This window comes from Phytopseudomonas straminea, assembly GCF_900112645.1.
In the GTDB taxonomy this organism is placed as follows: domain Bacteria; phylum Pseudomonadota; class Gammaproteobacteria; order Pseudomonadales; family Pseudomonadaceae; genus Aquipseudomonas; species Aquipseudomonas straminea.
The window spans coordinates 259526-280798 of sequence record NZ_FOMO01000001.1; the positions used below are offsets into that span (position 1 = coordinate 259526).

At 64.6% G+C, this 21273-nt stretch carries 15 protein-coding genes; 7 read left to right on the plus strand and 8 right to left on the minus strand.

Annotation, left to right across the window (positions count from 1 at the left end; translation table 11 throughout):
* The first annotated feature begins 11 nt into the window (after nucleotides 1-11).
* From BM279_RS01155 to BM279_RS01175, 5 genes are all read left to right on the plus strand, one after another.
* A complete protein-coding gene (locus BM279_RS01155; protein WP_093500171.1) occupies nucleotides 12-497 on the plus strand; it encodes a response regulator in 486 nt (161 codons plus the stop codon).
* Nucleotides 498-557: 60 nt separating this feature from the next.
* The gene (locus BM279_RS01160; RefSeq protein ID WP_093500173.1) at nucleotides 558-2945 is read left to right on the plus strand and encodes a response regulator; all 2388 of its coding nucleotides are present in this window, start codon (nucleotides 558-560) and stop codon (nucleotides 2943-2945) included.
* 71 nt (nucleotides 2946-3016) lie between these two features.
* A complete protein-coding gene (locus tag BM279_RS01165; protein WP_093500175.1) occupies nucleotides 3017-5146 on the plus strand; it encodes a hybrid sensor histidine kinase/response regulator in 2130 nt (709 codons plus the stop codon).
* A 100-nt stretch (nucleotides 5147-5246) separates the two neighbouring features.
* Nucleotides 5247-5540 (plus strand): hypothetical protein, encoded by a 294-nt coding sequence (locus BM279_RS01170; RefSeq protein ID WP_093500177.1) that lies wholly within the window; start codon nucleotides 5247-5249, stop codon nucleotides 5538-5540.
* 329 nt (nucleotides 5541-5869) lie between these two features.
* Entirely contained in the window at nucleotides 5870-7111 is a 1242-nt protein-coding gene (locus BM279_RS01175) for an MFS transporter (protein ID WP_093500179.1), read from the plus strand.
* 35 nt (nucleotides 7112-7146) lie between these two features.
* Here the strand turns inward: BM279_RS01175 and BM279_RS01180 are convergent, their stop codons facing one another.
* From BM279_RS01180 to BM279_RS01190, 3 genes are read right to left on the minus strand one after another with little or no spacing between them, the layout of a single operon-like run.
* Nucleotides 7147-8868, minus strand: a complete 1722-nt coding sequence (locus tag BM279_RS01180; RefSeq protein ID WP_143103559.1) for a J domain-containing protein — start codon at nucleotides 8866-8868, stop codon at nucleotides 7147-7149.
* Nucleotides 8865-10388, minus strand: coding sequence for a J domain-containing protein (locus BM279_RS01185; protein WP_093500183.1), 1524 nt, complete (start codon nucleotides 10386-10388; stop codon nucleotides 8865-8867). Before BM279_RS01185 ends, BM279_RS01180 begins: the two co-directional genes overlap by 4 nt.
* 6 nt (nucleotides 10389-10394) lie before the next feature.
* Nucleotides 10395-12086, minus strand: coding sequence for an Hsp70 family protein (locus tag BM279_RS01190; RefSeq protein WP_093500186.1), 1692 nt, complete (start codon nucleotides 12084-12086; stop codon nucleotides 10395-10397).
* A 258-nt stretch (nucleotides 12087-12344) separates the two neighbouring features.
* On the opposite strand from BM279_RS01190, the gene BM279_RS01195 reads away from it, so the two are divergent.
* Entirely contained in the window at nucleotides 12345-13634 is a 1290-nt protein-coding gene (locus BM279_RS01195) for an NCS2 family permease (protein WP_093500188.1), read from the plus strand.
* Nucleotides 13635-13877: 243 nt separating this feature from the next.
* Complete coding sequence (gene trmA, locus BM279_RS01200) at nucleotides 13878-14972, plus strand: tRNA (uridine(54)-C5)-methyltransferase TrmA (protein WP_093500191.1); 1095 nt, start codon at nucleotides 13878-13880, stop codon at nucleotides 14970-14972.
* Nucleotides 14973-15017: 45 nt separating this feature from the next.
* Here trmA and BM279_RS01205 read toward each other — a convergent pair whose 3' ends face one another.
* The 5 genes from BM279_RS01205 to BM279_RS01225 all read right to left on the minus strand — a co-directional run bounded on the left by BM279_RS01205 (nucleotide 15018) and on the right by BM279_RS01225 (nucleotide 21185).
* Nucleotides 15018-16253, minus strand: coding sequence for a M20/M25/M40 family metallo-hydrolase (locus BM279_RS01205; protein ID WP_093500193.1), 1236 nt, complete (start codon nucleotides 16251-16253; stop codon nucleotides 15018-15020).
* 164 nt (nucleotides 16254-16417) lie between these two features.
* A complete protein-coding gene (gene argA / locus BM279_RS01210; protein WP_093500195.1) occupies nucleotides 16418-17716 on the minus strand; it encodes an amino-acid N-acetyltransferase in 1299 nt (432 codons plus the stop codon).
* Nucleotides 17717-17834: 118 nt separating this feature from the next.
* A complete protein-coding gene (gene argE, locus BM279_RS01215; RefSeq protein ID WP_093500197.1) occupies nucleotides 17835-18983 on the minus strand; it encodes an acetylornithine deacetylase in 1149 nt (382 codons plus the stop codon).
* A 217-nt stretch (nucleotides 18984-19200) separates the two neighbouring features.
* Nucleotides 19201-20466, minus strand: coding sequence for an inorganic phosphate transporter (locus BM279_RS01220; protein WP_093500199.1), 1266 nt, complete (start codon nucleotides 20464-20466; stop codon nucleotides 19201-19203).
* A gap of 38 nt (nucleotides 20467-20504) precedes the next feature.
* Nucleotides 20505-21185, minus strand: coding sequence for a TIGR00153 family protein (locus BM279_RS01225; RefSeq protein WP_093500203.1), 681 nt, complete (start codon nucleotides 21183-21185; stop codon nucleotides 20505-20507).
* Nucleotides 21186-21273 lie beyond the last annotated feature (88 nt).

Sequence of the window (21273 nt, forward strand, 5' to 3'; positions counted from 1 at the left end):
CGAGGACACGAATGCTCAAACCGATTCTGCTGGTCGAAGACAATCCGCACGACCTGGAGTTGACCCTGATCGCACTGGAGCGCAGCCAACTGGCCAATGACGTGATCGTCATGCGCGACGGTGCCGAAGCGCTAGACTACCTGTTCCGCCGCGGCGACCACGCCGACCGCCTGCCCGGCAACCCGGCGATCATGATGCTCGACCTCAAGCTACCCAAGGTCGACGGCCTGGAAGTGCTCAAGGTGGTGCGCGACTCGCCCGAGCTGCGCAGCATTCCGATCGTCATGCTCACCTCCTCGCGCGAAGGCCCGGACCTGCAGCGCGCCTATGAATTGAACGTGAACGCCTACGTGGTCAAACCGGTCGAATTCAAGGCTTTCGTCTCGGCCATTTCCGACTTGGGCGTGTTCTGGGCCGTACTCAACGAGCCGCCACCCGGTTCCATGCGCCTGCAGCGGCGCGCCAAGGACGACGAGCAGCAAGCCGATGGCAACTGATCACCTGTACCGCTTGCGTACCATCCAGTCCTAAACCAGACCGTAATCGACGACCTCTCCATGCCGCTTGTGCCTCTGAAACTGCTGTTCATCGAAGACAGCCCGCATGACGCGGAGCTGGCCCTGCTCGCACTGGAACGCAATGGTCTGGTTGTCGACTGCACCCTGGTCTATGACCATGAAGCCGCCGAGCGCGCACTTCAGAACGAGCGCTTCGACCTGATTCTTTCCGACTACCTGTTGCCAGGCTCGTCCGGCGCCCAGGCGCTGGAAGTGGCTCGCCGCCAGGCACCGCAAACACCATTCATCTTCCTCTCCGGCATGTTCGGCGAAGAACATGCGGTGGAAATGATGCGCCTGGGCGCCGTCGACTACGTGCTCAAACAGAACCTGCCGTTTCTGCCCAAGGCCATCGACCGCGCCATGGCCGAGGTCAACGAGCGCGAAGAACGGCGCCGGGTGGAAGACACCCTGCAGACCGTCGAAGCCCGCGCGCGGCTGGCCATCGGCGCGGCGCGCATGGGCATGTGGGATTACGTACCGGCCACCGACACGCTGATCTGGGACGAACGCTGCCACGCCCTCTATGAGCTGGAGCCGGATGCCAACGTCAGCATGGAGCTGTTCCTCGGCCGTTGCCACGAGGACGACCGCGCCCAGTTGCGCCAGCGGGTCAACGAGGCGCTGGCCACCGACAGCGGCAATGAGTTCCAGGCCGAATTCCGCCTGCCCCTGAGCAATGGCAGCAAACGCTGGATTTCCGCGCGCGGCCAGGCGTTCTTCGACGATGGCCAGTGCACCCGTTTTCTCGGCGTGCTGCACGACATCACCGAGCAGAAGCAGGCAAACGAGGCCCTGCTGCGTCTCAATGATGTGCTCGGCGAGCGCGTCGAGAAACGTACCCGCGAGCGCGACCGTAACTGGGAACTGTCCCGTGACCTGCTCGCCGTGTTGCGTTTCGACATGCGCTCCAGCGCCCTGAACCCCGCCTGGGAACAAACTCTGGGCTGGACGCGCCAGCAACTCACCCAAGGCCCGCTGTGGGAACTGGTACATACCGACGACCAGCAGGACACCCAAGCGCACATCGAACGGGTGACCTCGGATAACGGCTCGGTGCGTTTCGTCAACCGCATGCGCCACGCCAACGGCGACTACCACTGGCTGTCGTGGATCGTGGTGCGCGATGACGACCTGCTGTACGCCACCGTGCGCGACATCACTCATGAGCGAGCGGTGGTCGAGGAACTGGCCGCCACCAACCAGCAACTGCGCGAGCAGATCGCCGAACGCGAGCGCGTTGAAGCGACCCTGCAGCAGATGCAGCGTCTTGAAGCAGTCGGCCAGCTCACCGCAGGCGTAGCCCACGACTTCAACAATCTCCTGACGGTGGTGCTGACCAGTACCAGCTTCCTGATCCGCGACCTGGAAAAGGGCAACCTGGACAAAGCCCGCGGCCGTCTGCAGAACATCACCGATGCCGGCGAGCGCGGCGCCAAGTTGACCGCTCAGCTACTGGCCTTCTCGCGGCGCCAGCGCCTGGTGCCGGAGGCCGTCAATCTTGGTGAAACTGTGCAGGGCATGCTCGAACTGCTGAAGAGCACCCTGGGTGGCAGCGTGCTGATCGAGACCGCCACCGAGCCGGACCTGTGGCACGCCCGGGTCGACCCGACGCAGATCGAGCTGATCATCCTCAACCTGGCGATCAACGCCCGCGACGCCATGGGCGTAGGCGGCACCCTGCGCCTGAGCACCAGTAACGAGGTGATCAGCGAAATGCCCAGGCGCCCGGAAGATCCGGAGCCCGGCGACTACGTGGTGCTGTCGGTGCAGGATTCCGGTAGCGGTATGAGCGAAGCGGTGCTGGCCAAGGCCTTCGAGCCGTTCTTCACCACCAAGGAGATCGGCAAGGGCTCGGGCCTCGGTCTGGCCCAGGTGTTCGGTTTCGCCAAGCAGTCCGGCGGCGGCGCACGCATTCTTACCAAAATGGGCGTGGGCACCACGGTCAAGGTCTACCTGCCGGGTTTGCGCAACGTGGTACAGCCCGAGGAGCAGGTGTCCAGCCAACCGCGGCCGGTCGCCGAGCCGGGAGACCAGCGCACCATCCTGCTGGTCGACGACGACCCGCGGGTTCGCGAAGTTACCGCCCTAACCCTTGATGCCCTGGGCTATCAGGTGCGCGAGGCGCACAGCGGCATGGATGCCTTGACCAAGCTTGATGACGACATCGACCTGCTGCTTGCCGACTTTGCCATGCCGGGCATGAACGGCGCCGAACTGGCCCAGGCGGTGCGACGCCGCTATCCAGAACTGCCGGTGGTGTTCGTCACCGGTTATGCCGAGATTGGCGGGCTGGATGCCGATGAAGCCTTTATCGTGCAGAAGCCTTATCGCAGTGACGAACTGGCGGAAAAACTGCAGCACGCCTTCGCCAACGGCAAACCCTGAACCCAGCTACGCCACGGCCTGCAAGCGGGTCGCCGCAGCGGCCCTCTCGCCAGGATAGGCTCCCCAGACCAATGTCCGCGACGCCCCCCCCACTCTCCCCATCCAGCCTGTTCGCCGGCCAGACCGGCGACACGGTCGAGCTCATCCGCCGCTTCGACTGGGCCGCCACCGCCCTCGGCCCCATCGCGCAGTGGCCGGATGTGCTGGTCAGCACCACGCAGCTGATCCTCTCCTCGCCGACACCTATCGTGCTGCTGTGTGGCGAGCACGGTGTGCTGATCTACAACGACGCCTACGCGGCATTCGCTGGCCAGCGCCACCCGGGAATCTTTGGCCTGCCGGCCGAAGAGGCCTGGCCGGAGATCGCCGAATGGAACCGCCATGTGATTGCCATGGGCCTGAGCGGTCGCTCTATGTGCCAGGAAAACCTCTACCTGCCGCTGCGCCGCCCCGGCCTGCAGGAAGATGCCTGGATGAACCTCTACTACAACCCGCTGCTCGATAACACCGGCCAATCCCACGGCATGATGTGCATCGTGGTGGAGACCACCCGCCAGGTGGTCGCCATCGAGCAGCGCACCCAGGCCGAGGCAGAGCTGCGCAGCGCCAAGGAGCGTATCGAACTGGCGCTCGACGCCGGCGCGGTGCTCGGCACTTGGGTGTGGGACATTCCGGATGACCGGGTCACGGGTGACGAACGCTTCGCCCGTGCCTTCGCCGCCGACCCGCAGCAGGCCGCCAGCGGTATGGCGCTGGATCAGGTGACCGCCGCCATCCACCCGGAAGATCGCCCCGGTGTGCGCGCGTCGATCGAACGTGCCATCGCCAACGGCGGCGCTTACCGCGCCGAGTACCGGGTAAGCCGGGCCGACGGCAGCTATCGCTGGATCGAGGCCAACGGCCGCTGCGAGCTGGCCGCCGACGGCACGCAACTGCGCTTTCCCGGTGTGCTGATGGACATCGACGAGCGCAAGCGCACCGAACTGGCGCTACGCCAACTGACCCAGACCCTCGAGGAACGGGTCAGCGAAGCCGTCCTGCAGCGCATCCAGGCCGAAGAGCAGCTGCGCCAGGCGCAGAAGATGGAAGCCATCGGCCAACTCACCGGCGGCATCGCCCACGACTTCAACAATCTTCTGGCCGGCATCCTCGGCAGCCTGGAGCTGATCCAGCGCAAGCTTCCAGCCAATGATCACCCGCAGCTGGCCCGCTTTGTCGACGCCGCCATCGCCTCGGCCAACCGCGGCGCCTCGCTGACCCATCGCCTGCTGGCCTTCGCCCGGCGCCAGTCGCTGGACCTGCGCCCGGTGCAGGTCAACGCCTTGGTATGTGCCCTCGAAGACCTGCTGGTGCGCACCCTGGGCGAGCAGATCGCCCTGGAAATCCAGTTGTCCGACGACCTGTGGCCGACCCGCAGCGACAGCCACCAGCTGGAAAACGCGCTGATCAACCTGGCCATCAATGCCCGCGATGCCATGCCCGAAGGCGGCACGCTGCGCATCGAGACCCGCAACACTCAGCTTGGCGAAAGCGAGGCGCACAACTACCAGGTACCGCCCGGCGATTACCTGCTGCTGTCGGTCAGCGACACCGGCTGCGGCATGCCCGAGGAAATCATCCGTCACGCCTTCGAACCCTTCTTCACCACCAAGCCCATCGGCCAGGGAACCGGCCTGGGCCTGTCGATGGTCTATGGCTTCGTCAAGCAGACTGGCGGCTACCTGCACCTGGAAAGCCAGGTCGGCCACGGCACCACCCTGGATCTATATCTGCCGCGCCTACCCGAGGCACCTACCGCGCAGCAGGCCGATGCCCGACGTGACGCACCGCGCGGCACCGGCGAGCGCATCCTGGTGGTGGAAGACGATCAGGTGGTGCGCATGCTGATGATCGAAGTGCTCGAAGAACTCGGCTACCAGCTGATCCAGGCCAGTGACGCACAGAGTGCCCTGGGCCTCCTGGAGCAGCACGCACCACTCGACCTGCTGCTCACCGATGTCGGCCTGCCGGGCATGAACGGCCGCCAGCTCGCCGACGCCGCTCGGCAGCGCCAGCCGGGCCTCAAGGTGCTGTTCGCCACTGGCTACGCCGAGGGCGCCGAGCTGCGCGACGGCTACCTGGGTGACGGCATGGACATGATCGCCAAGCCATTCTCTTTCGACTCTCTGGCCGCCAAGCTCAAGGCCATGCTAGGCACGTGAATGGCGCCAGCCGCAGAATCCGGGAACTCCGCCTCACCGCAACGGCTCAATAGTCAGCACCCTGGCGCTTGACGCCTTGTCGTTACTCAGGAATCCCTGCATGCGCGTAGAAGGCTTTTTCGAATCACTGGGCGAGGCATTCGGCTCGTTCATCCGCTTTATCGTCGACGCTCTGAGCGGCGTATTCGGCGCGCTCGCCGGCGCGGTATCCAGCTTTATCGACGGCCTATCCGGCGCCCTCGGCGTTACCCCGTCGCTGCTCAGTATCGCCGTGCTGCTACTGGGGCTGATACTGCTGTACAGCGCGGTTCGCTCGTTCATGCGCGGCTCGGTGATCGGTGGGCTGATCTGGCTGCTGCTGGGTCTGTGGCTGCTCAGCGGGTTGATTCACTAAGAGCCTGTTCAAAGTCTTGCATGTGCATGAAACGGCAACTACAAGGCAGAAGCAGCCATCCGGCGATTCGTAGGAGGGGCTTCAGCCCCGAGCTTTTTATCAAGGCAAACAAAGAGCTCGCGGCTAAAGCCGCTCCCACAAAAGAGCAGTGCTCGCTTCCGCCACTCAGCCGCCAAAGTCGACGAACCTGAGCATAAAGATAATGGACAGATTCTAAGTACCACGTCGTGGGCAGCGCTGATGAGTTGAAGTCATCAGACAACCTGCATCCAAATGTTACAGCGGTCGTGTTAGGCTGAGCGGCCGTCGTTAGCCGCCTAAGTACTCCAATGTCCGTCCATGGTCAGTTGCTACTGCGTCATCACACGCCTTTTATCCGCTTCTGGCTGGCACGGGTGTTTACCGCCAGCGGCTTCCAGATGCTCACCGTGGCCATTGGCTGGCAGATGTACAGCCTCACCGGCAACGTGCTCGACCTGGGCCTGGTCGGCCTGGTCGAATTTCTGCCCAAGATTCTCTTCATCCTGCTGACCGGCCACGTCGCCGACCGCTTCGACCGCCGCAAGGTCGCCGCGCTGTGCCAATGCGGCCAGGCCATCGTCGCCATCACCCTGCTGGTCGGCAGCAGCACAGGCAGCCTGACCCGCGAGATGATCTTCGTCATCGCCTTCATGATGGGCACCGCGCGGGCTTTCGAAATGCCGACGACTCAGGCACTGCTGCCGAACATCGTGCCGCCGGGCCTGTTTCCGGCAGCCGTGGCCGCGTCCAGCTCGGCGATGCAGACCGCGACCATCGTCTCCCCCGCCCTGGGCGGCGTGCTCTACGCCGTGGCGCCGGCCTGGGTGTATGGCCCGGCGTTGGTGCTGTACCTGATCGCCGTGGGCATGATGCTCAGCCTGCCATCGCAACAGAAGCCGCTGAAGCAGAAGATCTCGGTGGAATCGCTGCTGGCCGGTTTCCGCTTCATCCGCAGCCGCCCGGAAGTATTCGGCGCCATCTCCATGGACATGTTCGCCGTGCTGCTCGGCGGTGCCACCGCGCTGCTGCCGGTGTTCGCCAAGGACATCCTGCTCACCGGCCCCTGGGGCCTGGGCCTGTTGCGCTCGGCGCCGGCGGTAGGCGCGCTGCTGATGTCGATTTACCTGGCGCGCCACCCCATCGAGCGGCGCGTCGGCCCGGTGATTCTCGGCTCGGTGGCGATCTTCGGCGTAGCGACCATCGGCTTCGGCCTGTCCACCTCACTGTGGTTCAGCCTGACGACCCTGGTGCTGCTCGGCGCCGCCGACATGGTCAGCATGGTGATCCGCGGCGCCTTCGTGCAACTGCAGACGCCCGATGACATGCGCGGCCGGGTGGGCGCGGTGAACAGCCTGTTCATCGGCGCTTCCAACCAGCTCGGCGACTTCCGCGCCGGCGTCAGCGCCGCCTGGTTCGGCACCGTGCCGGCCGTGCTGATCGGCGGCTTCGGCGCCATCGGCATCAGCCTGCTGTGGATCAAGCTGTTCCCGGCACTATCTAACCGGGATCGGATTCGTGACCCGTTAGTGGGGGATGAAAAAGCGTCCTAGCCAGATAGCGGGAGTTTGATTCCAGCAAGGGCGCCCTAGGGCGCCTGAGTTTCCGAAGAGGTCTGTTCAGCGTTACGCATCGCTTCGCGTCGCTCGCTTATGCCCTTCATACACTCTTCATGGTTCGTGTAGCCGAGCATCTTACAAGCAGCCTCAATCGATGTAGGGTGCTTTGCCTTTATTTCCCGCTCCTTTTCCTTCCATCCGATAATCATCTTTGACAGCACGAACGCCGCTGCGAAGATCAAGCTCCAAATCAGGAGCTGTTTGCCCAGTGGGGCCAATACAAGCCAGCCGCGGACCAGCCACGCAGCCGGCGCACCACCCCGCGAGGCGACATCGACGAACTGTACACACAGGATGAACGTCGTCAGCGCCAGCACTGTGGACGCAATGGGATCGGCCGCCCAGTGAGCGGTCAGAGCCGCGAATGCCACACCGGGCACGATATGCCTCAACAACAGCAGACCACTGCCACCTCGCCCCCAACGCGGCGGTATCAACCTCAGGCTGATGTCCACGTCGGAAACCACGCACCACCTGGCCAGCCTGTTCCACAGCTTGATAAGCAAGCGGAACACGAACAACAACGCCGTGCCGAGGGCTGCCACCGCAACCACCGAAACGACAAGGTCTTTCGCGCTTTCGGATGGGCTGCTCAGGACGAACATCACCAGGCACAGGTACAACCAGAACAGTGGATACAGCTGCACCCAGCCGTTGCCCGGGTGCCAATCCCGCCACCGCGGCAGATAAGTCAGTCCCAAATCGTTCAGCAGGTCGTCATGATGCTCGACGCGCCAGGCCAGCGCCTCGCAGGCTTGCCAGTCGGCATCGCCGAAGCCATCCACCAACTTGCGGCGCTCGCCTTCGTACATCGGTTTGAGCAGGAGCCAGACGGCGCGCGACGATGGTGAGCCCGGCTGCTTTTCGTTCAGTGACTGGCGCAACTCGGCGCGTAGCGCCATAGCGCCACGGTGTAAACAAAGCGCCTCCCACCGCTCGTCGTCACAAGGCAGCTGGCCACGTGCTTCGTCCCAGTCGAACAGACGGCATGTTTCATCGAAGAAGTTCAGCGACCAGTCAAGGTTACTTTCAAGCAAGCCCAGCACGCCTTGCTGCAGATAACTGCTGCGATCAAATGGCTGCACCCAGGGCTGCTGTTTCAACTGCCTGATTGACTCGAGCACCGCCTGCTCCTGCCCATCCTCCAGTTGCGAATGCCATTTCCACAGTTCGGCATTGAGCAGGCGCTCGGCCAGAGCGTTCATCGCCGCTATCGGCAGATAATCGGCCTGCCACGGCGTTAGCCAGTTCAGATGAGCCATGGCCCAGCGCACGGTTTCATCAGCCTGGTCGCCAGGCAGTTGAGCGCGGCGCAGCAGTTCCAGTTCGAATGCCCGCTGCTGCCCGGCCTCGCTTGCCTGGAACAGTGCGTCATCAAGCGAAGCACAGCTGTCTAGCAGAGCGGCAACCCACGCCCGATCGTCGTTCTGCTGGATCTCAGCCAACGACGCAATCGGTTGTTGTGCATCGCTAAACGGCACTGGCGTAACAGACTCGTCGAGCGCAAAAGGTGCGTCTACATCCGGAGAACGCTGCGCCCAATCCAACGCCCACTCATAGGCCTCACGCAGCCGCTGGAACGCCTCGGGATCTTCGTCCGGTCGGGTCTGTTTGAGCAGTTGCGCGTAGCGGCGCTTGACGCTGCGAGTGTCGGCCTCGGCGTCCAGGCCGAGCAGTTCCCAGGGGTTCACCACTCGGCCTTCTTGCTGTAGTCGACCTTGAAGGCGCCGGTACGCCACAGCGACCAGCGCGGCCAGGGCATGCGGCGGCTACCGACCAGGCCGAGAAACAGCACTTCGAGCGCCAAGGCCGCGCCGAACACGACCCAGTCGGAAATCAGGCTCGGGGCGAAGCCGGCGACGATCAGCGCGAACAACGCCGCCGGCAGGCCATGGCGCAGCACCAGCATGCCGGCACCCGCATCACGCCAGGTGGCCGGCAGCAGCAGGCGACTCAGCGGCACGTCGAGGCGCGTCAGGTAACGCGCCAGTCGGCTCCAGCCACGCGACACAATCACCATCCAGGCGACTATCCCGACGCTGATCAGCAGGTCCTTGAAGCCCAGGCCGAGATAGCCGCCCGAGCGCTCCAGGTACACCGACAGCTTCGCCTCCTGCAACGAGGTGGCGAACATGGCGGTGAACAGCAGGAGCCAGGCGTAGACCGTGGCCGGCACCGTCCATTGGCGCGGTTGCCAGCGCCGCCAGTCCTCGTCGAACTGCAGGCCGAGCTGCTCTGGCAGTTCGGGGTAGCGCTCGGTGAGCATATGCTCCAGCGCGTCGCAGGCCTGCCAGTCTTCGGCGTCGAAGCGGTCGACCAACTGCCGTGCATCACGCTCGCTCATGGGCTTGAGCAGCAACCAAGCGGCACGCTCCTCGGTGCGCAGCGGCCAGTCCAGCTTCAGCTGCTGCAACAGGCGCTGGCCCGCGGCGTGGCGCTCGCAGCGCCAGCACAGCCAGTTCCAGCGCTCCACGGAGCAAGGCAGCTCGCCGGTGTCCTCGTTCCAGCCGAACAGCCGACACAGGCGGTCGAACAGCCCGCCCGACCACTCTTCAGTGACTTCGAGCATCCACACCATGCCGTCCTGCAACTGCAGGCGGCGGTCGAACGACTGCAGCCAGTCGCTGGCCAGCAGCCTTGTGGCGGCGTCGAATACGACGCGCTCCTCACCCGCCTGCAGGCGCTCTTGCAGGGTTTCCAGCTCCAGGGCCAGCAGCCGCGCGGCCAGCGCCTCGGACTGGCTGCGCGGCAAGTAGTCGGCCTGCCAGGGCGACAGCCACTGCAGGTGCTGCATGCCCCAGCGCAGAATGCGCAGACCTTCTTCGTCCAGAGAGGCGCAACGGGCCAGCAGATGACGCTGCAGATCGGCCTCCAGCCCCAGCTCACGGGCCTGCTGCAGGGCAGCTTCCAGCGACTCGCTGGCCTGCAGCAGCTGCTCGATGCGCGCGTGTGCCGGCTGTTCGGCGGCGGCCGCCACAACGGGCTCGTCCTGGGCTACCGGAAAGGGCGCCTGCCCTTGCTCGGCAGCGTCGCCCCAGGGCTGATCCTGGGCCGCAGCATGGGCCAGCGCCTGCTCGTAGGCTTCGCGCAGGCGCTGGAAGACTTCGGGATCCTCGTCGGGGCGGTGCTGTTTGAGCAACTGCGCGTAGCGGCGCTTGATGCTGCGGGTATCGGCGTCAGCGTCCAGGCCAAGCAGCGTCCAGGGATTCATAAACGATCAGTACCCCTGTTCGATAGCATCCAGGCGAGCGGTGAGCTCGCCTCGGGTTTCGCGGATCTGCCGTTCGTCTTGACCTTCGAGGATGGCGGCGAAATGCGCGGCCAGCTGGCCGACGTGCTCACGCAAATCGCCCAGGCATTCCTGATACAGGCGCTCCAGGCGCGCCATCAGAGCGCTGTTGACCTGCTGGTCGCGCGGGTGAACCTTGAGCGCCTCCAGAGCGGCGAAGCGCTCGGCGATTTCCGCGGGGCTGAGCACACCGGGGTTGTTCTCGATCACCAAGCGGTGGCTTTCGCCGGTCAGCGGTGTGTCCACCTGAGCCTCGAGCAGGCCGTTGATGTCGTAGGTGAAACGAATATCCAGCGACACTTCACCAGCCGGGCGCGGCGGTACGGCCACCTCCAGCTCGCCGAGAAAGATATTGTTGGCCACCAGGCGGCTCTCGCCCTGGTAGATGCGTACGCTGACCTGCTTCTGGTTGTCATGCAGGGTGTACACGCTCTGCACGCGGCTGACCGGCACCACGCAGTTGCGCTCGATGATCGGCATGTAATGGCCGCTCTGCTGCTGGGTGCCCACCTGCTTGGAAATCTCCACGCCCAGGCTGTACGGGCAGACATCGGTGAGCACCACCTCTTCGAGCGTGGCATCGCGGGCCTTGAGAGCGGCCTGAATGGCGGCGCCCTGGGCGATCACCTCGTCGGGGTTCAGGTGCATGGCCGGGAAGCGCCCGAACAGGCTGGCCACCAGTTTGCGCACCAGCGGCATGCGCGTGGTGCCACCGACCAGCAGCACTTCGTCGAGGTCGGCGACCTTGATGCGTGCATCGCGCAAGGCCCGTTCGATGGGCGCGCGCAGGCGCTCGAGCAGCGGCTCGCAGATGCTCAGCAGCTTGTCCTGGCTCACTGGCAGCGTCCATTCGCGGCCATCCTCGCGCAGCTGGAAGGTCGCCTCCGGCTGTTGCCCAAGGGCATGGCGCACGCGCTGAGCCTCGCGTCGCAGGCGCTGATGAATTGCCGGCTGCTGGTGGTCGGGCAGACCCTGGCCGTTCATGGCAGCGAGGAAGTGGGCGACCAGAACATCGTCGAAGTCCTCGCCACCGAGGAAGTTGTCGCCGGCACTGGCGCGCACTTCCATGACGCCCTCGAACAGCTCCAGCACCGACACGTCGAAAGTACCGCCGCCCAGATCGAAGACCAGAAAGGTCGCCTCGCCCTTCTGGTGCAGGCCGTAGGCCAGAGCCGCAGCGGTGGGTTCGTTGATCAGCTTCTCGACCTTCAGGCCCGCCAGCTCGCCGGCGATGCGCGTGGCCTTGCGCTGGGCGTCGCTGAAGTATGCTGGCACGCTGATCACCGCCTCGGTGACCGGCTGCCCGTAGGCGCGCTCGACATCTTCCTTGAGGCTGCGCAGCACCATGGCCGACAACTCTTCCGGACGGAACGAGCGCGAGCCCAGGCGGGTGCTCTGGGCGCTGCCCATGTGCCGCTTGAACAGCGCCGCGGTGAGGTGCGGATGGGTCTGCAGACGCTCGCGGGCGATATCACCGACCACCAGTTGGTCGTGGTCGTCGAGGCCGACCACGCTGGGCGTCAGCAGGCGGCCCAGGGCGTTGGGCACCAGATGCGCCGCTTCGCCGTCCCAGACGGCGACCAGACTGTTGGTGGTGCCGAGGTCGATTCCGATGATCATGTGCGTTGCAGCCTCCCTGTGCGTGCCAACTCACGGCGCATCAGGCGCCGGACGGGGCGATATTAGAGCGCTCTGACAAGGCCGGGTAAAGGAGGTTTCCCGCGCTTTGCCAACTTGCCGACAGAGACGGCTGCCGCGGCCTGGGGTGGGCTGCTATGATGCCGCGCTTTCGCGGATCGGCAAGGCGAAATGGCACGTGAAGTGCTTTGCTTGCGCTCTGCACACTTCAACGCGCGTTCGCTGCCATCGGAGCTCCGCATGCTGGAAAGACTGTTCCAACTCAACGCACACAACACCAACGTGCGCACCGAAATACTCGCGGGCGTCACGACCTTCCTGACCATGGCCTACATCCTGTTCGTCAACCCGAGCATCCTCGGCGAAACCGGCATGGACAAAGGCGCGGTGTTCGTCGCCACCTGCCTGGCCGCGGCCTTCGGCTCGGTGGTCATGGGCCTGATCGCCAACTACCCGATCGCCCTGGCACCGGGCATGGGCCTCAACGCCTTCTTCACCTACACCGTGGTGCTCGGCATGGGCCACACCTGGCAGGTCGCCCTCGGTGCGGTATTCCTGTCGGCATGCCTGTTCTTCCTGCTGTCGATCTTCAAGATCCGCGAGTGGATCATCAACAGCATCCCGCTGGAGCTGCGCTCGGCCATCGCCGCCGGCATCGGCCTGTTCCTGGCGCTGATCGCCCTGCAGAACGCCGGTATCGTCGCGGCCAACCCGGCGACCATGGTCGGCCTCGGCGACCTCGGCTCGCCCGCCGCGCTGCTGGCGATCCTCGGTTTCTTCCTGATCATCGGCCTGGAAGCGCTGCGCATCACCGGTGCGGTGCTGATCAGCATCCTGGTGGTCACCGGCCTGAGCATTTTGCTCGGCGTCACCCAGTTCGGCGGCGTGGTGTCGATGCCGCCGTCGCTGGCACCGACCTTCCTGCAGCTGGATATCGCCGGCGCGCTGGATGTGAGCCTGATCAGCGTGATCTTCGCCTTCCTGTTCGTCGACCTGTTCGACAACTCCGGCACCCTGATCGCCGTGGCCAAGAAGGCCGGCCTGATGCGCAAGGACGGCCACTTGCCGAAGATGGGCCGCGCCCTGATCGCCGACAGCACCGCCGCCCTCGGCGGCTCGCTGCTGGGTACCAGCACCACCACCAGCTATATCGAATCCGCAGCGGGCGTCAGCGCTGGCGGGCGCACCGGCCTGACCTCCATCGTGGTTGCCGTGCTGTTCCTGTTCGCCCTGTTCTTCGCCCCGCTGGCCGGCAGCGTGCCGGCCTTCGCCACCGCCCCGGCACTGCTGTTCGTGGCCGTGCTGATGGCTTCGGGCATGGCGGAGATCGAGTGGAGCGACATCACCGTCGCCGCGCCAGTGGTGGTCACCGCCCTGGCCATGCCGCTGACCTACTCCATCGCCACCGGCATCGCCTTCGGCTTCATCACCTGGGTGGCGGCCAAGACCCTGGCCGGGCGGTTCCGCGAGCTGAACGGAATGCTCGTCGCGCTGGCCATTTTCTGCGTGATCAAGCTGGCGTTGTTCTAAACGCTCTTGGTAGCCCGGGTTGAGCGAAGCGATACCCGGGTAGGTTTCGAGCGCTGCAACCCTGGGTATCGCTTCGCTCAACCACAGGCTACGTGACGACCGCATTAAGATCGTTCCCACGCTCTGCGTGGGAACGCCTCCCCGGACGCTCCGCGTCCAGCCCCACCAATAATCGACGACTCCGGCACGCCGGCAGCGGAATCGCTACAATGGCGCCCCGTTTTCCCGCCGCACGAGTGACCGATGAGCCGTCCCGCATTCGACCCCGCCGCCTACGACGCCCAACTCGCCGAGAAGAAGGCCCGCCTGGTCGAACTGCTCGCTCCATTCGCCGCGCCTGCACCGGAGGTGTTCGAGTCGCCGCGCGAGTACTACCGCCTGCGCACCGAATTCCGCCTGTGGCGCGAGGCCGGCAGCGAGAACCGTCACTATGCGATGTTCGAGGCCGGCGACAAGCACAGCCCGATCTTCTTCGAAGATTTCCCCATCGCCAGCCTGCGCATCAACGAACTGATGCCGCGTCTCAAGGCCGCCTGGCAGGCCAGCCCGGCGCTGGGCTTCAAGCTGTTCCAGGTCGAGTTCCTGACCACCCTGACCGGCGATGCGCTGATCACCCTGTGCTACCACCGTCCGCTCGATGACGCCTGGGAGGCCGCCGCCACTCAGCTCGCCGAAGAACTGCAGGTCAGCCTGGTCGGCCGCTCCAAGGGCAAACGCATCGTGGTCGGCCGCCCGTACGTCGAAGAAGAACTGCAGGTCGCCGGTCGCCGTTTCCGCTATCGCCAGCCGGAGGGCGCCTTCACCCAGCCCAACGGCGAGGTGTGCCAGAAGATGCTCGGCTGGGCCTTTGAGGTGCTTGGCCAGCGCGACGACGACCTGCTGGAGCTGTATTGCGGTAACGGCAATTTCACCCTGCCGCTGGCCACCCGCGTGCGCAAGGTGCTGGCCACCGAGATCAGCAAGACCTCGGTCAACGCCGCTCTGGCCAACCTGGCCGACAACGAGATCGACAACGTCACCCTGGTGCGCCTGTCCGCCGAGGAACTGACCGAAGCGCTCAATGACGTACGCCCGTTCCGCCGCCTGGCCGACGTCGACCTGAAGAGCTACGACTTCGGCAGCGTATTCGTCGACCCGCCGCGCGCCGGCATGGACCCGGACACCTGCGAGCTGATCCGCCGCTTCGAGCGCATCCTGTACATATCCTGTAACCCGGAAACCCTGGCGCAGAACATCGCCCAGCTGCACGACACCCACCGTATCGAGCGCTGTGCGCTGTTCGATCAGTTTCCCTATACGCATCATATGGAGTCGGGCGTGCTGCTGGTACGCCGCTAGAAAACCGAGAGGTAGCGCGAGCACCCGGCTCGCGCTGCCACCACGCTACTGCGCCGATAGCTGACGAATCAGCGCCACCGTGAGATAGAGCCGAGGCGCGATGCTCGACAGCTCGATGTACTCGTCATCGGCATGCAGGCCGGCGCCCACCACGCCCATGGTCTCCAGCACCGCCGGCTTGTCGCTGCCCGGTACGTAGGCGTAGCCAGCATCGGTGCCGAAACGCATGGCGATCGGCTCGATGGTCCGATCGATCCTGGCGTACAGCCCCTGGGCCTGCTTGGCCAGTCGCTCGGACGCGGCATTCTTCGCCAGCGGCGGGCGACCCTTCTCGAGACGCACCGTGACCTCGGTGTCATCGATCAGCTTTTTCTGTACCAGGCGCTGTGCGTCGGCCAGCACGCGGTCGCTTTCGCTCAGGTCCGAATAGCGCATGTCGGCCTCGGCCGAGGCGCTCGAGGGGATGATGTTGCGCTTGTCGCCGGCCTTGACCATCGTCCAGTTGACCGTGGTGCCCTTGGCCGGATCGCCCAGGTCCTTGAGCTGCAACATCTGGTGCGCCAGCTCCATCGCGGCGTTTCGCCCCTCTTCGGGCGCCGAGCCCGCGTGGGAGGACTTGCCTTTGACCTCAAGCATCACGCCGTTGATGCCGTTGGTGGCGACGGTCACGGCATCCTTGTCTGGCGGCTCGTACGAGAACACGTAGTCATGTTTGCGGGCCAGTTCGGCGATGATGGTCTTCGAGCCGGCGGAGCCGGTTTCCTCATCCGGGTTGAACAGCACGGTCAGCGTGCCGAAGCCATCGAACTTGTCGTCCTGCAGCAGCTTGAGCGAATGCAGGATCATCGCCACGCCACCCTTGGCATCCGCCACGCCGGGGCCATAGGCGCGCTCGCCCTCTATCTTGAACGGCCGTTTGGCGGCAGTGCCCGGCAGGAACACGGTGTCGTAGTGAACCATCAGCAGGAAGGATTTACTGCCGGTGCCCTTGAAGGTGCCGACGATGTTGTCGCCCGCCGACGGGCTGGCCGGGCTGGTCTCGACCTTGGCGCCGAGCGCCTTGAGCCGCTCGACCAGCAGGGCGCTGACAGTCTTCAGCCCCGGCTCCTGACCGGTGCCGGTATCGACGTTGACCAGTTGCTCGACGGTCGCGAGGTAGGGCTTCTGTTCGGCTTGGGCTTTCTTGAGTAACGCATCGGGCGCCAGGTCGGCGGCGAGCACGGAAAACGACAGGAATGAGAGTGCGAGGGCGGCGGTAATCGGTGAGCGTCGGATGGGCATGCGTAGTCCTTTATCGAGAGGGTGTTCTTGCAGCCTTGACCAAGATGGGCCGCCGCGCCAGCTGATGGCATCGATTAAGGTCACTGCACCGCTGAATTGGCAAAAGCGACCAGGCCCGGATGGCGTTCATCCACGGCTTGGTCGCGCTCGAGGCAGGCTACCGATCAGATGCTCTTTTCGAAGATCTTCGAATTGCGCTGGAAGTTGTACAGCGAGGCACGCGCCGCCGGCAGACGGTCGACACTGCTGGGCTCGAAACCGCGCTCGCGAAACCAGTGGGCGGTGCGCGTGGTAAGCACGAACAGGGTGTTGATGCCCTTGGCGCGGGCGCGCTCTTCGATGCGTTCGAGCAGTTCGTCACCACGGCCGCCGTGGCGATACTCCGGGTTGACCGCCAGGCACGCCAACTCGCCGCAGGTGGAGTCGGCAATCGGGTAGAGCGCGGCGCAGGCGATGATCATGCCGTCGCGCTCGACGATGCTGAAGTGGCCGATCTCGCGCTCCAGCACTTCTCGCGAACGGCGCACCAGAATGCCCTGCTCCTCCAGCGGCGTGATCAGGTCGATCAGCCCACCGACGTCGTTGATGTCCGCCTCACGCAGAGACTCGAACTGCTCGGGGTCGACCATGGTGCCGCCACCGTCGCGTGTGAACAGCTCGGTGAGCAGCGAGCCGTCGCCGGTGTAGCTGACGATATGGCTGCGCTTCACACCACCGCGGCACGCCTGGGCGGCGGCATCCAGCAGCTCGCCCTGGTAGTCACTGCCCAGGCGCTGCACGTGGGCCGGCACCTGCTGCGGGCGCAACTCGCGGATCAACTTGCCGTCCTCGTCGAGCAAGCCCTGCTGGCTGCTGAACAGGATCAGCTTGTCGGCGGCCAGGTCGGTAGCCGCACGCATGGCCACGTCTTCGCAGGCCAGGTTGAAGATCTCGCCGGTAGGCGAATAGCCGAGCGGCGACAGCAGCACGATATTGCGCTCGTCGAGCTGGCGGTTGATGCCCTTGCGATCGATACGCCGCACTTCGCCGGTGTGGTGGTAGTCGACGCCATCGACCACGCCGATGGGCCGTGCGGTGACGTAGTTGCCGCTGCTGACCCGCAGCCGCGAGCCCTGCATCGGCGAGGCGGCGATATCCATCGACAACCGCGCTTCGATGGCGATGCGCAGCTGGCCAACGGCGTCGATCACGCAGTCCAGGGTGGTGCCGTCGGTCACTCGCAGGCCGCGGTGATAGACCGGCTGTTGCCCGCGACTCTCCAGGCGCGCCTCGATTTGCGGGCGCGAGCCGTGCACCAGCACCAGGCGTACACCGAGGCTGTGCAGCAGCACCAGGTCGTGGACGATATTGCCGAAATTCGGATGAGCCACGCCCTCGCCCGGCAGCATGACCACGAAGGTGCAGTCACGGTGGGCGTTGATGTAGGGCGAAGCGTGGCGGAGCCAGTTGACGTAGTCGTACATGTGCAGCGAAACCCTTGGGAGAACGAAAGAAGCAACGATGGGTGCGAAGCAGCTGGCCTCGCAGGCAGAGGCGGTGCGTTATCGTCGTCGCAATGGCATCAGCGAAATACTCCTCATGTCAGCGCGGGCTCAGGCAGTAATGCTGAATCAGTTGGCGCAGCAGTTGTACCGTGGGGATCAGGCGGTCGGTATCCAAGTACTCGCCCGGCTGGTGGGCGCAGTCGATATCGCCTGGGCCGAGCACCAGGGTTTCACAACCCAGCTGCTGCAGATAAGGCGCCTCGGTGCCGAAAGCCACCGCCTGGGCGGTATGCCCGGTCAGCCGTTCGGCCAGGCGCACCAGTTCGGCGTCGGCGGGCTGTTCGTAGGGCGGCACGGCGGGAAACAGCGGCGCGAAGTCGATGTTCACTTCGTGGCGCTCGGCCAAAGGCTGCAGCTTCTGGCGAATCGCTGCACGCAGCGCTTCGGGCTGCATGCCCGGCAACGGGCGCAGGTCGAACTCCAGGGAACACTGACCACAGATGCGGTTGGGGTTGTCGCCGCCATGGATGCAACCGAAGTTGAGGGTCGGCTGCGGCACGCTGAATTGCGGGTTGCGGTACTCCTGCTGCCACTGGCGGCGCAGTTGCATCAGCTCACCCATCACCTCGTGCATGGCATCCAGGGCGCTGCGGCCCAGGGCCGGATTGGAAGAATGGCCGCTTTGCCCGAGGATGTCGATGCGCTCCATCATCACGCCCTTGTGCAGGCGGATCGGCTTGAGCCCGGTGGGCTCGCCGATCACCGCGGCGCGACCCAGCGGCCGCCCGGCCTCGGCCAGCGCCCGGGCGCCGGACATCGAGCTTTCCTCGTCGCAGGTGGCGAGGATGATCAGCGGTTGCCTGAACGGCTGGTCGAGTAGCGTCTGCACAGCCTCGATGATCAGCGCGAAGAACCCCTTCATGTCGCACACGCCGAGGCCGACCCAGCGCTCACCGGTGTCGGTGAGTTTGAGCGGGTCGCTCTGCCACAGGGCTTCGTCGAATGGCACGGTGTCGCTGTGCCCGGCCAGCACCAGGCCGCCAGGGCCGCTGCCGTAGGTAGCGATCAGGTTGAACTTGCCCGGCTCGACCTGCTGTTTTTCACAGGCGAAACCCAGTTCGCTCAGCCAGTTGGCCAACAGGTCAATGACCGGCTGGTTGGACTGATCCAGGGCAGGCTGGGTGCAACTGACCGATGGCACGGCGATCAGCGCCGCGAAGCGATCCTTGAGGGGGAGAAATGACATGGCGGCTCTCTCGGGTCGGTCGCCTCATCATAGAGTGAAGCGTTGCCCGCGAGAACCGCCAATAGAGAATTGCCAGCAGCCGGAGTGATTCGAGGTCTAGCGAGCTAGAGCAATGCAAGGCAAAAACAGGCGAGGAAGCGGAGTGTACTTTTGTACATGAGCATTCCGAGCCTGTTTTTAACGCCGCAGTGCCGACGCGCAGCAGACCGTCAGACGATCACAGGAAGATCAGCATGAAGATTTCGAGATAAATGATCGCCAGCGCCGCACCAATCGGCAGGGTCACCACCCAGGAGGTGAAGATCCGCCCGACCACCGCCAGGTTTAGCGCGCCAATACCGCGCGCCATGCCGATGCCCAGTACCGCTCCGACCAGCGTGTGGGTGGTGGAGATCGGCAGGCCGATGCCGGAGGCGGCGACCACGGTGGCCGCGGTGGCCAGCTCAGCGGCGAAACCGCGGCTCGGGGTCAGCTCGGTGATTTTCTTGCCGATGGTGGCGATCACCTTCCAGCCGTAGGTGGCCAGGCCGATGACGATACCCACGGCGCCCATCAGCAGCACCCAGCCGGGTACCGAGGACTGACCGCCGATGGTCATGTCGCCACCGGCTTCGATCACCCCGACTACCGCGGCCAGCGGGCCGACGGCGTTGGAGACGTCACTGGCGCCGTGGGCGAAGGCCATGGAGCAGGCAGTGAAGATCATCAGCACGGCGAAGACTTTCTCGACGCTGGCGAAGTGGAAATCCTTGTCGGCTTCCTCATCCAGCTTGATGCGGCGCAGCAGCAGAATACCCAGACCAGCCACCAGCAGGCCGACGCCGGCGGCGAGCAGCACGCTCTGGCTGGTGGTGAAGTTCAGGCCGACATGCTTGAGGCCCTTGGTGAAGGTCATCAGCGCCAGCATGAAGCCGGTCAGGAACATGTACACCGGCACCCAGCGCTTGGCGTTGCGGAACGGATCCTCGGTATCGAAGATCAGCCACTGCACGCTCATGAACAGGCCGAACGCCAACAGACCGGAAATGAACGGCGTGACCACCCAGCTGGAAACGATGGGCACCAGGCCGCCCCAGTTCACCGCATCGACCGACACGCTGACCGAAGCGAAGCCGATGATCGCGCCAACGATGGAGTGGGTGGTGGACACCGGCCAGCCGCGCAGCGAGGCGACCAGCAGCCAGGTGCCGGCGGACAACAACGAGGCCATCATGCCCAGCACGAACAGGTCGGCGGGAATCACCGATGCATCGACGATGCCGTTCTTGATGGTTTCGGTAACCTGGCCACCGGCCAGATAGGCACCGCAGAATTCGAAGACCATGGCGATCAGGATCGCCTGCTTGATGGTCAGTGCCTTGGCACCCACCGAAGTACCCATGGCATTGGAGACATCATTGGCACCAACGCCCCACGCCATGAACAAACCAAAGCAGCAGGCCATCACGAGGAGTACGAAACCGTAGTCCGCGACAAGAGACATAGAGAATTACCTGTAAACCCAGAAAGGATGCTGGCGGCTCAGCGCGCCAGCAGTTGTTCCAGTCGGTTGCCCACGCGCTCGGCGCGATCGGCAATGTCTCCGACCCAGTCGATGATCCGATAGAGGAACATCACATCGACTGCGGGAAGATCCTTTTCCAGTTTGAACAAGGTGCGGCGCACCTCGATCTGCTGGCGGTCGGTTTCGCGCTCGATTTCCTCGAGCTCCTCGACCATGCGCTCGACCAGGGTGGCCTCACGACCGGCGAAACCGGCCTCGAGCAGCGAATCCAGCTCCTTCATCGCCTTGAGTGCCTGGGCACTGGCGTCCACGCAACGCTTTACGTAAGCGAGCATCAGCGGCTGCAGGTCAGCCGGGATGGTCATCGACCGGCCCAGCATCAACCCGGCAATATCCTTGGCCCGGTTGGCGACCTTGTCCTGGGTGCTCAGCAGCTCCAGCAGATCGGAACGTGGCACCGGCAGGAACAGGCTCTTGGGCAGGTGCATGCGCACATTTTTCTTGAGCTTGTCGGCCTCGTTCTCCAGGCGCACCATGGCCTGTTGCACCTGCTCGACACGCGCCCAGTCTTCGGCCATCACCGCCTCGAAGAATGGCACCAGATTGGCGGCGCATTCGTGAGCCTTGGCGATATGCTGTTGCATCGGCCCGATCGGTGAGCGGCCAAACAGGCTGCTGATGAACGGATTGCTTGGCATGGGGGTGACCCCTGTCTGTCAAAGAGGCGGCAAGTATACGGATGACATCCAGACCAGACCAGCGCGTGTCATCGCTTGGTAATAAAGT

Bases quoted from the DNA above. Each gene is read 5' to 3' on its own strand.
- BM279_RS01155 (WP_093500171.1), top strand. From the start codon at position 12: ATGCTCAAACCGATTCTGCTGGTCGAAGACAATCCGCACGACCTGGAG.
- BM279_RS01160 (WP_093500173.1), top strand. From the start codon at position 558: ATGCCGCTTGTGCCTCTGAAACTGCTGTTCATCGAAGACAGCCCGCAT.
- BM279_RS01165 (WP_093500175.1), top strand. From the start codon at position 3,017: ATGTCCGCGACGCCCCCCCCACTCTCCCCATCCAGCCTGTTCGCCGGC.
- BM279_RS01170 (WP_093500177.1), top strand. From the start codon at position 5,247: ATGCGCGTAGAAGGCTTTTTCGAATCACTGGGCGAGGCATTCGGCTCG.
- BM279_RS01175 (WP_093500179.1), top strand. From the start codon at position 5,870: ATGTCCGTCCATGGTCAGTTGCTACTGCGTCATCACACGCCTTTTATC.
- BM279_RS01185 (WP_093500183.1), bottom strand. From the start codon at position 10,388: ATGAATCCCTGGACGCTGCTTGGCCTGGACGCTGACGCCGATACCCGC.
- BM279_RS01190 (WP_093500186.1), bottom strand. From the start codon at position 12,086: ATGATCATCGGAATCGACCTCGGCACCACCAACAGTCTGGTCGCCGTC.
- BM279_RS01195 (WP_093500188.1), top strand. From the start codon at position 12,345: ATGCTGGAAAGACTGTTCCAACTCAACGCACACAACACCAACGTGCGC.
- trmA (WP_093500191.1), top strand. From the start codon at position 13,878: ATGAGCCGTCCCGCATTCGACCCCGCCGCCTACGACGCCCAACTCGCC.
- BM279_RS01205 (WP_093500193.1), bottom strand. From the start codon at position 16,253: ATGCCCATCCGACGCTCACCGATTACCGCCGCCCTCGCACTCTCATTC.
- argA (WP_093500195.1), bottom strand. From the start codon at position 17,716: ATGTACGACTACGTCAACTGGCTCCGCCACGCTTCGCCCTACATCAAC.
- argE (WP_093500197.1), bottom strand. From the start codon at position 18,983: ATGTCATTTCTCCCCCTCAAGGATCGCTTCGCGGCGCTGATCGCCGTG.
- BM279_RS01220 (WP_093500199.1), bottom strand. From the start codon at position 20,466: ATGTCTCTTGTCGCGGACTACGGTTTCGTACTCCTCGTGATGGCCTGC.
- BM279_RS01225 (WP_093500203.1), bottom strand. From the start codon at position 21,185: ATGCCAAGCAATCCGTTCATCAGCAGCCTGTTTGGCCGCTCACCGATC.